Below are 13,491 nucleotides of genomic sequence, written 5' to 3'. Positions count from 1 at the left end.
GGGTTGTCGCGCTGGAACTGCTCCAGCCGCGGGATCAGCCACATCGAGGCGAACGAGGCGAAGGTGGTGATGGTCACGCTCTTGCGGCCGGCGGTCTGGCGGATCTGCCGCACGGCGGCGTCGATGCGCGGCAGCGCCTGCGACACCGCCGACAGCAGTTGCGCGCCGGCGCTGGTGAGTTCGACCGCCCGGGTATGGCGCAGGAACAGGGGCACGCCGACCTCTTCCTCCAGCGACTGGATCTGCCGGCTGACCGCCGACTGCGTCAACGCCATCTCCTCGGCCGCGGCGCGGAAGTTCAGGTGCCGCGCCACCGCGTCGAAGGCGCGCAGGTGGCCGGCGGCGATCGGGCGGGTGCGCAGGTGGGTCTGGGAATGGAGCATGGGCGGCCGGGTGATTGATGCGGGAAGCGAATGAATAGCCTAGCTGCATTTCATTGGACTGCCAACCGCGCGCACCCGATCATCACTCACCCGAAACGCCAACCAGGAGCCTTCCATGACCGCCCTCACGCTGACGCAATCGCAACAATCCGCCACCGTCCTGCCCGGCACCTGGCGGCTGGAGGGCGGCAAGGCCGTCACGCTGCGCCCGCGCGAGGACGGGGTGCTGCGCATTGCCCATGGCCAGGTCTGGCTGACCTTCGACGGCCCCCATGCCGGACCGCTCAACGACCTGGGCGACCGGGTGCTGGCGGCGGGCGAGCAGGCGCGCGTGCGGGCGGGGCAGCGGCTGGTCCTGGAATCCAGCCAGCGCGGCGCGCCGGCCTTCTTCAGCTGGGACTTCGCGCCGCAGGTGCAGACGGTACGCACGCCGCGCCTGCAAGCCGTGGCGCAATCCTGGGGCGAGCTGCAGCTGGCCCTGGTGCTGACCGCACGCGCCGGCTGGCAGTTGCTGGCGGCCGTGGGCGCGCTGGCCGCAACCGGGCTGCGGGCCCGTCCGCAGCCGCATCGCTGCGCGGCGATGTGAGGCGCTGCGATACCGCGAACCCGTCGGGTCCGGCCTCAGCTTCTCCCGCGCCGCTTGAGCCCCATCAGGTACGCATCCAGGATCCCCGCCGTCCCCGGTCGCCCGCCCAGGGTGCCGGCTGCGGACAGCCGGGCCACGGCCCAGCGCGCCGCCTGTTCCGCGTCCAGCATCGCCAGGTGGGCGTAGCGGCGGGGGGCGTCGGTGCAGCCGGTGAGGACGCCGGCCGTTTCCCAGTAGCCGGCCGGCGGGTCGGTGCAGACCTTGTAGTAGCCGCGGAAGCGGCCCTGCCCATCGGCCGTTTCGCTGGCGCAGAGCGCGAGGTAGTAGCCCTTGACGGGGCCGACGGAGCGCTCGTGCGGATCCCAGTCCGTCTTCACCTCCAGGTTCATGGGGAAGGTCTCCCAGCAGTTGCCGGCATCGTGCGACGCGCCGCGGCCTAGGCCTGTAGGAGCCGGTGACAGCGTTCATGTTCGGATACACCGACACCGCTGGCCCGTTCGGGCCGGGCTCCATGCGGTGTGGGCTGTGGGCATCGGGCACGCGAAGCGGTACACGCCCGTCGGCTATCGCTGGCCTTGTGGCCGGCTGGCCCAGCCGAAGGGCCCATCCGTGCGGCAAGATGAGTTCATGCTCCACAGGCTCGCCCTTGGCTTCGCCCGCACGCCCGGCCGACTGGTCCGGGCGGGGCTCTGGATGTTCCTTGCCGGCGCGCTCGCGCTCCTGTGCGCCGCCCTCGCGCAACTGGCGGGCGCCGGAGCGGCCGGCACGGCGCTGGCGACGCGCTTCCCCTCGCTGCCCACCTGGTTCGTGCCCGAGACGGCGCTGGGCTTCACGCTGGCAGCCAGCCTGGTGTGCTGGGGCGTGTGGGCCATGGGCGCCGGCCTGCGGCTGGCCCGCGAGGGCCGCCGGCCCTGAGTTAGCCCTTTCGGGTGACGGCGCCGACCGGCGGGTGGCTTGGGCGACTGTCCGCCGCCGACAGCGGCCGGCTTCCTACAGGGTGGCCGGGGCGTCGCCCCGAGCATGGTCCGGAACCCTTGCCGGAGTCCGACCCATGCACCGAGAACAGCTGTTCGCGAACACCCTGATGGCACCCTTGCCGGCCAGCGGCTGGGTCTCCTGGGCGCCCGAGGTCGCCGATGCGCCATCGGCCCACGAAACCGAGGAGCCCGCCGAGTCCGTATTCCAGCTTGCCGGCGCACTGTCCCTTTTGATGTGGGCCGCCGCCTGCCTGATGGCCGGCTGGTACCTGTGAGGCGCCTTCAGCCGCGCAACAGCTTTTCGGCCTGCTCGGGCGAGATGCCCAGCAGGTAGCCGCGCGACAGGGCCCGCGCGAAGTGCCGGATGCCGCCCGGCTGGTAGCGCAGCGACACGCGGTAGGCCTCCACCTCCGCCCACAGGCGGAAGGCCCGGCAGCTGAAGTACAGCCACCAGAATCGCAGCAGGCCGACCTCGCGCATCTGCCGGCAGTGCACGGCCTCGTGCGCCAGCAGGCCGGCATCGCCGCGCACCCGCGGGTGCAGGAGTACCAGCCCCGGTGCCACGGTCATGCCGTCGGCCCAGAAGAGCAGGGGCGTGGTGAGGATGCGCATGGGCCGATTCTGCCCATGCAAGGCGATCTCAGGGGGCGGCAGCGGCCGCCGACCTGCCCTGGCCCAGGGCTTTCAGCAAGTTCTCCGCAGTGGCCGGTGCCGGCAGCGGTGCCTGTCCGTCGCCACGCGCCTGCGCGACCGCATCGCGCAGCGCCTCCCAGGCGCTGATCGCCAGCATGAAGGGCGGCTCGCCCACCGCCTTGCTGCCGCCGACGTTGTCCTCGCGGTTGGCCTCGGGCCAGAGCTCGATGCGGAAATGCCCGGGCACGTCGCCGGTCGCGGGGATCTTGTAGGTGCTGGGCGCGTGCGTCGCCAGAGCGCCCTTGCCGTTCCAGACCAGCTCCTCGGTCGTGAGCCAGCCCACCCCCTGGATGAAGCCGCCCTCGATCTGGCCGATGTCGATGGCCGGGTTCAGCGAGGTGCCCACGTCGTGCAGGATGTCCACCGCCAGCACCCGGCTCTCGCCGGTCAGGGTGTCGATCGCCACCTCGGTGCAGGCCGCGCCATAGGCGAAATAGAAGAACGGCCGCCCGGTCAGGGTGGTCTTGTCGTAGTGGATCTTGGGCGTGCGGTAGAAGCCGTCGCTCCACAGCTGGATGCGGTTGGCGTAGGCCGCCTTGACCACCTCGTCGAAGCTGCGCGTGGCCTTGGGCGAGATCACCTGGCCGCCGCGCAGGGTCACCGCGCCGGCGCCGCAACCATCCAGTCCGGCGACGAAGGCCGCCAGGTTGTCGCGCACGTTGCGGGCCGCGAACTGGGCGGCACGCCCGTTCAGGTCGGTGCCGCTGGACGCAGCCGTCGCCGATGCGTTGGGTACCTTTCCGGTCTCGGTGGCGGTGCAGCGCACGCGCTCGAAGGGCACGCCCAGTTCGTCGGCCACCACCTGCATCACCTTGGTGTGCAGGCCCTGGCCCATCTCGGTGCCGCCATGGTTGACCTGCACGCTGCCGTCGGTGAACACGTGCACCAGCGCGCCGGCCTGGTTGAAGAAGGTGGCGGTGAAGCTGATGCCGAACTTGACCGGCGTGATGGCCAGCCCGCGCTTGATCACCGGGCTGCCCGCGTTCCAGGCGGCGATCTGCGTGCGCCGCTCGCGATAGCGGCAGTCGCGCTCCAGCCGGTCGATCAGCAGGTGCAGGATGTTGTCCTCCACCTGCATCTGGTAGTGCGTGACGTTGCGCTCGCCCACGCCGTAGAGGTTGGCCTTGCGCACGTCCAGCGGATCCTTGGCCAGGTGGCGTGCGATCTCGCCCAGGATGGCCTCGATCAGGATCACGCCCTGCGGCCCGCCGAAGCCACGGAAGGCGGTGTGGCTCTGCGTGTTGGTCTTGCAGCGATAGGACGCGATCTCGACGTCGCCCAGGTAGTAGGCGTTGTCGGTGTGGAACACCGCGCGGTCCGCGACCGGCCCGGACAGGTCGGCCGAGAAGCCGCAGTTGGCCAGCATGGCGACCTTCAGGCCGGTGAGGCGGCCTTCGTCGTCGAAGCCGGCTTCCCAGTCGTAGGCGAAGGGGTGGCGCTTGCCGGTCACCATGAAGTCGTCGTCGCGACCCAGCCGCAGCTTGACCGGGCAGCCGAACTTGCGCGCGGCCAGCGCCGCCCACACCGCCATGTGGCCGGCCTGGGTCTCCTTGCCGCCGAAGCCGCCGCCCATGCGCCGGCACTCCACGGTGACCGCGTTGTTCTCCAGCCCGAGCGCGTGCGCCACCCAGTGCTGCACCTCGCCCGGGTGCTGGGTGCTGGAGTGGATCCACCACTGGTCCTGCTCCAGCGGCAGCGCGTAGGCCACCTGCCCTTCCAGGTAGAAGTGCTCCTGGCCGCCGACCTCCAGCTGGCCCGACAGCCGATGGCGCGCCTTCGCCAACGCGGCCTCCGGCTCGCCGCGCCGCACCACCACCGGCGGCAGCACGTAGCTCTGCTTCGCATGGGCCTCGCGCACGTCCAGCACCGCCGGCAGCGGCTCGATGTCGAGCTGGACCTGGCGCGCGGCGCGGCGGGCCTGCATCACGGTGTCGGCGACCACCAGTCCGATGACCTGGCCGACGTGCTGCACCGTGTCGCGCGCGAACACCGGCTCGTCGTGCACGAAGGTGGCCAGCACCGGGTCGCCCGGGATGTCATCGGCCAGCACCAAGCCGTGCACACCCGGCAGGGCCTGCGCCGCCGCGGCTTCGATGCCGCGCAGCCGGCCGTGCGCCACCGTGGACAGGATTGGCGCCGCGAACAGCGTGCCCTTCACCTCGGCGATGTCGTCCACGTAGGTGGCGGTGCCGGTCACCTGGGCCCGCGCACTCTCGTGCGGCTGGGCGCGGCCGACCGCCGGTTGGGGGCTGGCCGGTGCGTGTGGGGAGACGGTGGCCGGCGCCAGGTTGCGCTCGCCGGCGTCGGCCGGGCCGCCGGGGCCCAGGCCGGTGGCGGAAGTGAATTCGCTCTCGCGGGCGTTCATGCCGTGACCTCCTGCAGGCTGAACCGTTCCAGGTTGATCGAGGTGCTGCCCTGGCTCTCCAGCCAGAACCGCTGCAGCAGGTTGCCCAGCACCTCGCTGCGGTAGGCGGCCGAGGCCCGCATGTCGGAAATCGGCTGGAACTCCGATCGCAGCACCTGCACGGCCTGCTGCACGGTCTCGGCGGTCCAGGGGCGGTCGGCCAGGAAGGCTTCGGCCTGCGTGGCGCGCACCGGCGTGGCCGCGACACCGCCGGCACCGATGCCGATGCGGGCCACGCGGCCGTCCTGCAGCTCGAGCCGGATCACCAGGCACACCGCCGAGATGTCGTCGTCGAAGCGCTTGGAGATCTTGTAGGCGCGCAGGAATTCGCCCGGGTGCGGGCGCGGCACCAGGATCCACGCGACCAGCTCGTCGGGGGCGAGCACGTTGGCCCGGTACCCCGTGTAGAAGCGCTCCAGCGCCAGGTGCCGGTGACTGCCCTGCTTCATCAGCACCAGCTGCGCGCCCAGCGCGATCAGCAGCGGCATGGAGTCGCCGATCGGCGAGCCATTGGCGACGTTGCCGCCCAGCGTGCCGGCGTTGCGCACCGGCAGGCCGGCGAAGCGGTTGGCGAAGGTCTTGAGCTGAGGGCGCTCGGCGACGAGGGCCGCGAACGCATCGGCCAGGCTGACCGCGGCGCCGATCGCGACGTGGTGCTCGTAGTCCTCGATACGGCGCAGTTCGCGGGCGCGGGTCACGTCCAGCACCCGGTCGAAGCGGCGGTGCTGCTTGGTGACCCACAGGCCGACGTCGGTGCAGCCCGCGACGACTTGCGCGTCGGGATGGGCGGCGCGGGCGGCGAGGAGATCGGCGAGGGATTCGGGGGCGAGGTAGGCAGGGCCCGCGACGGTGCTGGAATCCGTCATTCCCGCGGAGGCGGGAATCCAGGGCGTCCGCCTTTCGGCGGCCGTCGAGGGAAGCACTGGATCCCCGCCTTCGCGGGGATGACCAGAAGGGGACGCGGCGCGGGGATGACCAAAGGGGGAGGGATGACCTGAAGAGGACTCCCGCAGCGCCTGCAACTGCGCCAGCACCTTCGCCTCATCCACCGTCATCCGCGGCAAGTCCCCCATCCGCTGCGCCGCATCCAGGATCGGCCGGTAGCCCGTGCAGCGGCACAGGTTGCCGGACAGCTCCTCCTGCGCCAGTGCGCGGGCTATGGGCTCGCCGCGGCAGACGTGGTTCTGGTACATGCCGAACAAACTCATCACGAAGCCTGGCGTGCAGAAGCCGCACTGCGAGCCGTGGGCCTCCACCATCGCCTGCTGGGCCGGATGCAGCGTGCCGTCGGCGCCGGCCAGGTCCTCCACCGTCCACAGCGCCAGGCCGTCGATCGAATGCGCCAGCTTGATGCAGCTGTTGACCGCACGGAAGCGCAGGCGGTCGCCGTCGGGTTCGCCCAGCACCACGGTGCAGGCGCCGCAGTCGCCTTCGCCGCAGCCTTCCTTGGTGCCGGTGGCGCCCAGGTCCTCGCGCAGCACCTCCAGCAGGGTGCGGTCGGGTGGTACATTGCCCAGCGCGACCACATGGCCACGGCGGATGATTCGGATCGGCTTGCTTTCCATGGGACGTGATGCAGGTCGCCCGGCAGGGCACCGGGTGTAAGGCCCCAGCATGCCACGGGCCGCGGCCCGGTCCCATGAACCTGCGCTGCGAGGCTGGGCAACCGGCCGCTTTCCGTGAGAATCGGCACCCACCTCATCCGGTACCCCATGCCCTGGCGACCGCCTGACCACCGATGACCGAACCCGCCGCCCGCCTGCAGCTGCAGGGCATCACCAAGCGCTACCCCGCCGTCGTGGCCAACGACGGCATCTCGCTGTCGGTGCTGCCCGGGCAGGCCCATGCAGTGCTGGGCGAGAACGGCGCCGGCAAGTCCACGCTGATGAAAATCATCTACGGATCGGTCAAGCCGGACGCCGGGCAGATCGTGTGGAACGGCCAGCCGGTGCAGGTGCGCAACCCGCAGGAGGCGCGAGCCTTGGGCATCAGCATGGTGTTCCAGCACTTCAGCCTGTTCGACACGCTGACCGTCGCCGAGAACGTGTGGCTGGGACTGGACCGGCGCCTGAAGCTGGCCGAGGTCACGCGCCGTATCGAGGCCAAGGCCTCCGAGTACGGCCTGCCGATCGATCCCTCGCGCCCGGTGCACACGCTGTCGGTGGGCGAGATGCAGCGGGTGGAGATCGTCCGCGCGCTGCTGACCGACCCGCAGCTGCTGATCCTGGACGAACCCACCTCGGTGCTGACGCCGCAGGCGGTCGAGAAGCTGTTCGTGGTGCTGCGCCAGCTGGTGGCCGAAGGCTGCAGCATCCTCTACATCAGCCACAAGCTGCACGAGATCCGCGAGCTGTGCGACGCCTGCACCGTGCTGCGCGGCGGCCGCGTGACGGGTGAATGCGATCCGCGGAAGGAAAGCAACGCCTCGCTCAGCCGCATGATGATCGGCGCCGAGCCGCCGGAACTGGAGCACCACGAGCGCCAGCCGGGCGAGCAGGTGCTGCAGGTGCAGGCGCTGTCGCTGGAGCGCGAATCGCCCTTCGGGGTGGACCTGGACGGCATCAACCTGGAGGTGCGCGCCGGCGAGGTCGTGGGCATCGCGGGCGTGTCCGGCAACGGGCAGCGCGAGCTGCTGTACGCGCTCTCGGGCGAGGACCGGCGGGCGCGGCCGGACGCCATCCGCGTGGGCGGCCAGCCCGCCGGGCGGATGGGACCGGCGCACCGGCGCCACCTGGGGCTGCACTTCGTGCCGGAGGAGCGGCTGGGCCGCGGCGCCGTGCCCTCGCTGGGGCTGGCCCACAACCTGATGCTCACCCGCACCGACGCCGTCGGCCGCTCGGGCTGGGTGCGCGTGAAGGCCTTGCAGCAGCAGGCCGCCGGCATCATCCGCCGCTTCAACGTCAAGGCGGGCGGGCCGCTCGCGGCGGCGCAGTCGCTGTCGGGCGGCAACCTGCAGAAATTCATCGTCGGGCGCGAGATCGACGCCCGGCCGAAGCTGCTGGTGATCTCGCAGCCCACCTGGGGCGTGGACGTGGGCGCGGCGGCGCAGATCCGCAGCGAGATCCTGGCGCTGCGCGATGCCGGCTGCGCCGTGCTGGTGGTCAGCGAGGAACTGGAGGAACTGTTCGAAGTGAGCGACCGCCTGCACGTGATCGCCAAGGGGCGCCTGTCGCCGTCGCTGCCACGTGCGCAGGCGACGGTGGAGAAGATCGGGGAGTGGATGAGCGGGCTGTGGGATGCGCCCCCGGCCGTGGCAGCGCGGGAGGCCGCCGATGCTTAGGCTGGAGCCGCGCCCCGAACCGTCGCGCGTCTGGAGCCTGGGCTCGCCGCTGCTGGCGCTGCTGCTGACCGTCGTCATCGGCGTGCTGCTGTTCGCCGCACTCGGCAAGGACCCGGTGCGCGGGCTGCAGGTGTTCTTCTGGGAGCCGATCAAGTCGGGCTACGCGCTGGGCGAGCTGACGGTCAAGGCGACGCCGCTCCTCTTGATCGCGCTGGGACTGGCGGTGTGCTTCCGCTCCAACGTCTGGAACATCGGAGCCGAGGGCCAGTACATCATCGGCGCCATCGTCGCCGGCGGGGTGGCGCTGCTGGCCGACAAGGACACCAGCCGCTGGATCGTGCTCGCGCTGCTGCTCGCCGGCACGGTCGGCGGCATGGCCTGGGCCTCGGTCACCGCGCTGCTGCGCGATCGCTTCAACGCCAACGAGATCCTGGTCAGCCTGATGCTGGTCTACGTGGCCGAGCAGCTGCTGTTCTACCTGGTGTTCGGCCCCTGGAAGGACCCGGGCGGCTACAACTTCCCGCAGACGCGCACCTTCGAGGCCGTGACCCAGGTGCCGCGCCTGATGACCGGCTCGCGCGTGAGCATCGGCGTGCTGGTCGCGCTGGCCGGCGTGGCCGCGCTGTGGGTGTTCCTGTTCCGCACCCGCGCCGGCTTCGCCCAGCAGGTGGGAGGACTGGCGCCGGCGGCGGCGCGCTACGCCGGCTTCTCCTCGCGCAAGGCGCTGTGGCTGGCGCTGCTGGTGTCCGGCGGCACCGCCGGGCTGGCCGGTGCGCTGGAGGTCGCGGGCCCGCTGGGCCAGCTCACGCCGCACGTGCCGGCCGGCTACGGCTTCGCCGCCATCATCGTGGCCTTCGTCGGCCGCCTGCACCCGGTCGGCATGGTGTTCTCGGCCATCCTCATGAGCATGTTCTACATCGGGGGCGAACTGGCGCAGTCGCGGCTGGGGCTGCCCAAGTCGCTGACGGGCGTGTTCCAGGGGCTGCTGCTGTTCACGCTGCTGGCCTGCGACACGCTGATCGCCTACCGGGTGCGGTTCGGCCGGTCCCGGCCCGCCAGCCCGGCGCCGGCTTCCGTCATGCCCGCGCCCGGGGACACCAAGGGAGCCGCGTGATGGAAAGCTACGCCCTGCTCCTGGCCGCCACGCTGAATGCCGGCACCGTGCTGGCGCTGGCGGCGCTGGGGCTGCTGATCAACGAGAAGGCCGGCATCGTCAACCTCGGCGCCGAAGGGATGATGCTGTGCGCGGCACTGGCCTCGTTCGTGGCGGTGGTGCACAGCGGCAGCGACGTGCTCGGGTTCCTGGCCGGCGTCGGCGCGGCGGCGCTGCTGGCGGCGATCTTCGGCGTGCTGGTGATCTGGATGAACACCAACCAGTACGCCACTGGACTCGCGCTGAGCCTGTTCGGCGCCGGCTTCTCCGCCTTCGCCGGCATCGGCTACGTGCAGGAGAAACTGCCCGAGCGCCCGCACTTCGCCATCCCGGTGCTCGGCGACATCCCGCTGCTGGGCCCGGCGCTGTTCCGCCAGCACCCCATGGTCTACCTGGCGATCGGCTTCGTCATCTGGCTGATCTGGTTCCTGTACCGCTCGCGCGCCGGCCTGGTGCTGCGCTCGGTCGGCGAGTCGCCGGAGTCGGCCCACGCGCTGGGCTACCACGTGCGCTTCATCCGCCTGGCCGCGGTGGTGGCCGGCGGCGCGCTGTGCGGGCTGGCCGGCGCCTACCTGATCCTGGTCTACACGCCCTTGTGGGTGGAAGGCATGGTGGCCGGCCGCGGCTGGATCGCGCTGGCGCTGACGACCTTCGCCACCTGGCGCCCGGCGCGGGTGCTGCTGGGCGCCTACCTGTTCGGCGGCGTCACCATGCTGCAGTTCCACCTGCAGGGGGCCGGCGTGGACGTGGCCACGCAGTTCCTGACCATGCTGCCCTACCTGGCCACCATCGTGGTACTGGCGCTGATCTCGCGCAACCCGACCTGGATCCGCGTGAACATGCCGGCCTCGCTTGGGAAGCCCTTCCATCCCGGCTCATAATTCGCGCTTTCGCACGTCACATCCCCCAGAGGACCCCATGACCGACCTGAAGAAACGTTCCCTGCTGCAAGTCGCGGCGCTGTCTGCCATCGCGGCCACCGCGCTGGTCGCGTGCGGCAAGAAGGAAGAGCCGGCGCCCGCGCCGGCTCCCACCGCCGCCCCGGCAGCCGCGCCGGCCGAGGCGCCCAAGGCCGAGCCGCTGAAGGTCGCCTTCGCCTACATCGGGCCGGTGGGTGACGGCGGCTGGACCTTCGCGCACGACAACGGCCGCAAGGCGGTCGAGAAGGAGTTCGGCGACAAGGTGGTGACCTCCTTCGTCGAGAACGTGCCCGAGTCGGCCGACGCTGAGCGCGTGCTGCGCGACATGGTGGGGCAGGGCAACAAGCTGGTCTTCGGCACCACCTTCGGCTACATGGAGTCGATGGTGAAGGTGGCCGGCGACCACAAGGACGTGAAGTTCGAGCACGCCACCGGCTACAAGACCGCCGACAACCTGCGCACCTACGACAGCCGCACCTACGAAGGCGCCTACATGGCCGGCGTCATCGCCGGCGCGATGACCAAGACCAACACCCTGGGCGTGGTCGGCTCGGTGCCGATCCCCGAGGTGGTGCGCAACATCAACAGCTTCACGCTGGGCGCGCAGTCGGTCAACCCGAAGATCAAGACCAAGGTGGTGTGGGTCGGCAAGTGGTTCGATCCGCCCAACGAGACGGCCGCGGCCACCTCGCTGATCAACGGCGGCGCCGACGTGCTGATGCAGAACACCGACTCCTCGGCCGTGCTGCAGACCGCCGAGAAGATGGGCAAGCGCGCCTTCGGCTGGGACAGCGACATGACCAACTACGGTCCCAAGGCCCACCTGGGCTCGGCCGTCATCAACTGGGGCCCGTACTACATCAAGGCCGTGGGCGACGCGCTGGAAGGCAAGTGGACCGGCAACATGCAGTCCTGGTGGGGCGTGAAGGAAGGCGCCATCGACATGGTGTCGATCGCCGCCGACGTGCCGGAAGAGACGAAGAAGAAGATCGACGAGGTCAAGGCCGGCCTCAAGGACGGCAGCTTCGTGATCTGGAAGGGCCCGATCAAGGACAACGCCGGCAAGGAAGTGCTGGCCAAGGACGCCGTCGCCGACGACAAGTTCCTGGGCGGCATCAACTTCTACGTGCAGGGCGTCGAAGGCAAGGTGCCGGGCGGCGAGAAGAAGTAATCGCTCGAGGCCGCGCGCGTCGCGGCCCGCGTGCAATCCAGATCGAGGGCCGAGGGGGCAACCCTTCGGCCCTCTTGTCGTTCCTAGGCCTTGGGACGGGCGTCGGCGCCGGTCGAAGCGGGCAGGTCGAGGTCCAGGTCGAAGTCCAGGCTGTTGTCATCGGCCTTGGCGGCAACGGGTGCCTCGACGGGGGCTGCAGCGACGGCGAGGGTGTCGGCGGCACCGGCTCCGAAATTGCCGAAATCGAGCTCCGGCAGCATGGGCGCTTCCGGCGCAGCAGCTGGCGTGGGTGCCGCCGCAACTTCGGTCGAGGTTTCGCCGAGCCCGGGCAGCACCGGAGCCTCCCAATCGATCTCGTGCGGAGTGGGCGTGGGCTCCGGTGCCGGTTCAGTGGCCAGGGCCGGGACCTGCAGCGCGGCTTCGCCGGCGTCCAGGTCAGCCAGCACCTCGGGCTGGACCACGGCCGCCCGTTCGGCGTGGAGCGAGCTGAAGTCCAGGTCCAGGTCGGGATGCGAGAGTTCCTTGACCCGCGAGAGCTCCTCGACCGCGGGCGGCGGCGGGGCCGGGGGCGCCACCGACTGGATCGCGGCCGCGAGTTCGGTGGCGCTCATGACCTGGGTGCGCTCCTCGGCCGGCGTTGCGGCCGCTTGCGCCGCCAAGGCGGCGGGCGCCGGCAGGCTGTCGGCGGCGGCACTCTCCGGGGCCCAGCTGGGAAACAGGGAACTGGGCAGGGCGGAGGTGGCGGACGCGTCCGGCCGGCTCGCCTGCCACCAGCGTCGCTGGCCGGCCGGTGCGTGCGAGCGGCGCCACAGCAGCGCACCCAGCGCCAGCGCGAGGGCGGCCGCAATGCCGGCTGCGAGAGTGCGCGTCAGCTCGCGCTCGTCGTTCAACGCCTGCAACTGCGCGGACTGCCGTTCGAGTTGCTCGCGCAGCTTGCGCAGCTCGGCCTGCACAGCGGCCTCCTTGGCAGCGGCGGCCTGGGGGTCGAGTGCGGCCTGCAGCCCGTCGCGCGCGGGGGCGGTCTCGGGGCGCGTGAGTTCGCTCACCGGCGGTGGCGACATCTCGCCGGTGGGCTTGAGGGCCGGTGCCGGGTCGGCCGGGAGATCGAGCAGGTCGACCTCCAGGCGCGACTGCGCGGCTGCGGACGGCATGCCGGACGCCGCTCCGGAAGGCGGCTTGGCCTGCGTCGTCCCGGACGGTTTCGACGGCGCAGGGCTGGCCGTGACTTGCGTGCGCGGCGCTGGCGGAGGCACTGTCCGGGCCGGCGGTTTCGCAGCCTTGGCCTTCGCAGGGACCGGTTTGGCGGGCCTGGCCGCTGGACGCCGAACTGGATCGGCCGCGGCCGATCGGGCCTGCGGCTGCGCAGCGGGTGCACGCGCGGCTTCGGCGACCCGCGCGACCGGCACGGAAGCGGTCGCCGCAGCGGCCACGGGCAGCACCGGCAGCACCTCGCGCTGCGGCGGCGGGTCGGCCAGCAGCACGTAGCTGTGCGTGAGCTGGTCCTGGCAGCCCACCACCACCTTCACCGTGACCACCGGCTCGACCACCAGGGCCGAGGAGGACAGGCGCAGCAGGGCCTGGCCTTCGCCGATCGCCTCGATCCGCACGTCGAGCGCGGCGGGCGCGGTATCGGGCTGCTGCAGCTCGCCGCGCACGCAGGCTAGCTGCTCGCCCGGATGGAAGGCGACCGGCACCGCCACCTGCAAGGCCCGGCCGAGCAGAGGCGAGCCCTGGACGCGCCCGATCGACAGGGCGGCCGCATCGGCCAGCGGGAGGAGCGCAAAGGCGCAGCAGGTCGTGCCGCGCAGCACGGCCGCGAGGCGTCGCCGGCGGGCGGCCGGCACGGGAAGTGGATGGGTGGTCACGGCTCGCGGGAGGGGGTGCCCGGACGGCGAGCCGAGTGCTCGGCCGCAGGCGCGCCAGC

General features: G+C 71.4%; 13 protein-coding genes. 7 read left to right on the top strand and 6 right to left on the bottom strand.

Going from position 1 to position 13,491, the window contains the following annotated elements; genetic code table 11:
- Nucleotides 1-383, bottom strand: a 383-nt coding sequence (locus VEC03_RS12055; protein WP_324915501.1) for a LysR family transcriptional regulator, incomplete at its 3' end; no start/stop codon positions are given.
- A gap of 115 nt (nt 384-498) precedes the next feature.
- Here VEC03_RS12055 and VEC03_RS12050 point away from each other — a divergent pair.
- Nucleotides 499-969 (top strand): DUF2917 domain-containing protein, encoded by a 471-nt coding sequence (locus tag VEC03_RS12050; RefSeq protein ID WP_324915499.1) that lies wholly within the window; start codon nt 499-501, stop codon nt 967-969.
- 35 nt (nt 970-1,004) lie between these two features.
- Here VEC03_RS12050 and VEC03_RS12045 read toward each other — a convergent pair whose 3' ends face one another.
- The gene (locus tag VEC03_RS12045) at nt 1,005-1,358 is read right to left on the bottom strand and encodes a hypothetical protein (protein WP_324915497.1); all 354 of its coding nucleotides are present in this window, start codon (nt 1,356-1,358) and stop codon (nt 1,005-1,007) included.
- A gap of 238 nt (nt 1,359-1,596) precedes the next feature.
- Here VEC03_RS12045 and VEC03_RS12040 point away from each other — a divergent pair, with 238 nt between their 5' ends.
- Both VEC03_RS12040 and VEC03_RS12035 read left to right on the top strand, forming a co-directional pair.
- Complete coding sequence (locus VEC03_RS12040) at nt 1,597-1,884, top strand: hypothetical protein (protein ID WP_324915495.1); 288 nt, start codon at nt 1,597-1,599, stop codon at nt 1,882-1,884.
- 136 nt (nt 1,885-2,020) lie between these two features.
- The gene (locus VEC03_RS12035) at nt 2,021-2,221 is read left to right on the top strand and encodes a hypothetical protein (protein ID WP_324915493.1); all 201 of its coding nucleotides are present in this window, start codon (nt 2,021-2,023) and stop codon (nt 2,219-2,221) included.
- 7 nt (nt 2,222-2,228) lie between these two features.
- On the opposite strand, the gene VEC03_RS12030 is transcribed toward VEC03_RS12035, so the two are convergent.
- From VEC03_RS12030 to VEC03_RS12020, 3 genes are read right to left on the bottom strand one after another with little or no spacing between them, the layout of a single operon-like run.
- Nucleotides 2,229-2,558 (bottom strand): hypothetical protein, encoded by a 330-nt coding sequence (locus VEC03_RS12030; protein ID WP_324915491.1) that lies wholly within the window; start codon nt 2,556-2,558, stop codon nt 2,229-2,231.
- A gap of 28 nt (nt 2,559-2,586) precedes the next feature.
- On the bottom strand, nt 2,587-5,004 hold the full coding sequence (gene xdhB, locus VEC03_RS12025) for a xanthine dehydrogenase molybdopterin binding subunit (protein WP_324915489.1): 2,418 nt from the start codon (nt 5,002-5,004) through the stop codon (nt 2,587-2,589).
- Nucleotides 5,001-6,608: a xanthine dehydrogenase small subunit gene (locus VEC03_RS12020; protein ID WP_324915487.1), complete on the bottom strand. Its 1,608-nt coding sequence runs from the start codon at nt 6,606-6,608 to the stop codon at nt 5,001-5,003. The genes xdhB and VEC03_RS12020 overlap by 4 nt, the downstream gene beginning before the upstream one ends.
- Before the next feature lie 173 nt (nt 6,609-6,781).
- On the opposite strand from VEC03_RS12020, the gene VEC03_RS12015 reads away from it, so the two are divergent.
- From VEC03_RS12015 to VEC03_RS12000, 4 genes are read left to right on the top strand one after another with little or no spacing between them, the layout of a single operon-like run.
- Nucleotides 6,782-8,323, top strand: a complete 1,542-nt coding sequence (locus tag VEC03_RS12015; RefSeq protein WP_324915485.1) for an ABC transporter ATP-binding protein — start codon at nt 6,782-6,784, stop codon at nt 8,321-8,323.
- On the top strand, nt 8,316-9,437 hold the full coding sequence (locus VEC03_RS12010) for an ABC transporter permease (protein ID WP_324915483.1): 1,122 nt from the start codon (nt 8,316-8,318) through the stop codon (nt 9,435-9,437). The genes VEC03_RS12015 and VEC03_RS12010 overlap by 8 nt, the downstream gene beginning before the upstream one ends.
- Nucleotides 9,437-10,357 carry an ABC transporter permease gene (locus tag VEC03_RS12005; protein WP_324915481.1) on the top strand — a complete coding sequence of 307 codons (921 nt, stop codon included), beginning with the start codon at nt 9,437-9,439 and terminating at the stop codon, nt 10,355-10,357. The genes VEC03_RS12010 and VEC03_RS12005 overlap by 1 nt, the downstream gene beginning before the upstream one ends.
- A gap of 37 nt (nt 10,358-10,394) precedes the next feature.
- The gene (locus VEC03_RS12000) at nt 10,395-11,567 is read left to right on the top strand and encodes a BMP family ABC transporter substrate-binding protein (RefSeq protein ID WP_324915479.1); all 1,173 of its coding nucleotides are present in this window, start codon (nt 10,395-10,397) and stop codon (nt 11,565-11,567) included.
- A gap of 83 nt (nt 11,568-11,650) precedes the next feature.
- On the opposite strand, the gene VEC03_RS11995 is transcribed toward VEC03_RS12000, so the two are convergent.
- Nucleotides 11,651-13,432, bottom strand: a complete 1,782-nt coding sequence (locus VEC03_RS11995) for a hypothetical protein (protein ID WP_324915477.1) — start codon at nt 13,430-13,432, stop codon at nt 11,651-11,653.
- Nucleotides 13,433-13,491: the final 59 nt, after the last annotated feature.

Origin of the sequence: Ramlibacter sp., assembly GCF_035627355.1 — a bacterium.
Taxonomy (GTDB): Bacteria; Pseudomonadota; Gammaproteobacteria; order Burkholderiales; family Burkholderiaceae_C; genus Ramlibacter.
Note: the sequence above shows the minus strand (reverse complement) of the source record. Positions and strands in the feature narration are given on the sequence as shown.

Excerpts from the sequence above, each read along its gene's own strand:
- VEC03_RS12010 (WP_324915483.1), top strand. The coding sequence starts at position 8,316 with ATGCTTAGGCTGGAGCCGCGCCCCGAACCGTCGCGCGTCTGGAGCCTG.
- VEC03_RS12035 (WP_324915493.1), top strand. The coding sequence starts at position 2,021 with ATGCACCGAGAACAGCTGTTCGCGAACACCCTGATGGCACCCTTGCCG.
- VEC03_RS12020 (WP_324915487.1), bottom strand. The coding sequence starts at position 6,608 with ATGGAAAGCAAGCCGATCCGAATCATCCGCCGTGGCCATGTGGTCGCG.
- VEC03_RS12050 (WP_324915499.1), top strand. The coding sequence starts at position 499 with ATGACCGCCCTCACGCTGACGCAATCGCAACAATCCGCCACCGTCCTG.
- VEC03_RS12005 (WP_324915481.1), top strand. The coding sequence starts at position 9,437 with ATGGAAAGCTACGCCCTGCTCCTGGCCGCCACGCTGAATGCCGGCACC.
- VEC03_RS12030 (WP_324915491.1), bottom strand. The coding sequence starts at position 2,558 with ATGCGCATCCTCACCACGCCCCTGCTCTTCTGGGCCGACGGCATGACC.
- VEC03_RS12000 (WP_324915479.1), top strand. The coding sequence starts at position 10,395 with ATGACCGACCTGAAGAAACGTTCCCTGCTGCAAGTCGCGGCGCTGTCT.
- VEC03_RS12015 (WP_324915485.1), top strand. The coding sequence starts at position 6,782 with ATGACCGAACCCGCCGCCCGCCTGCAGCTGCAGGGCATCACCAAGCGC.
- xdhB (WP_324915489.1), bottom strand. The coding sequence starts at position 5,004 with ATGAACGCCCGCGAGAGCGAATTCACTTCCGCCACCGGCCTGGGCCCC.
- VEC03_RS12040 (WP_324915495.1), top strand. The coding sequence starts at position 1,597 with ATGCTCCACAGGCTCGCCCTTGGCTTCGCCCGCACGCCCGGCCGACTG.
- VEC03_RS12045 (WP_324915497.1), bottom strand. The coding sequence starts at position 1,358 with ATGAACCTGGAGGTGAAGACGGACTGGGATCCGCACGAGCGCTCCGTC.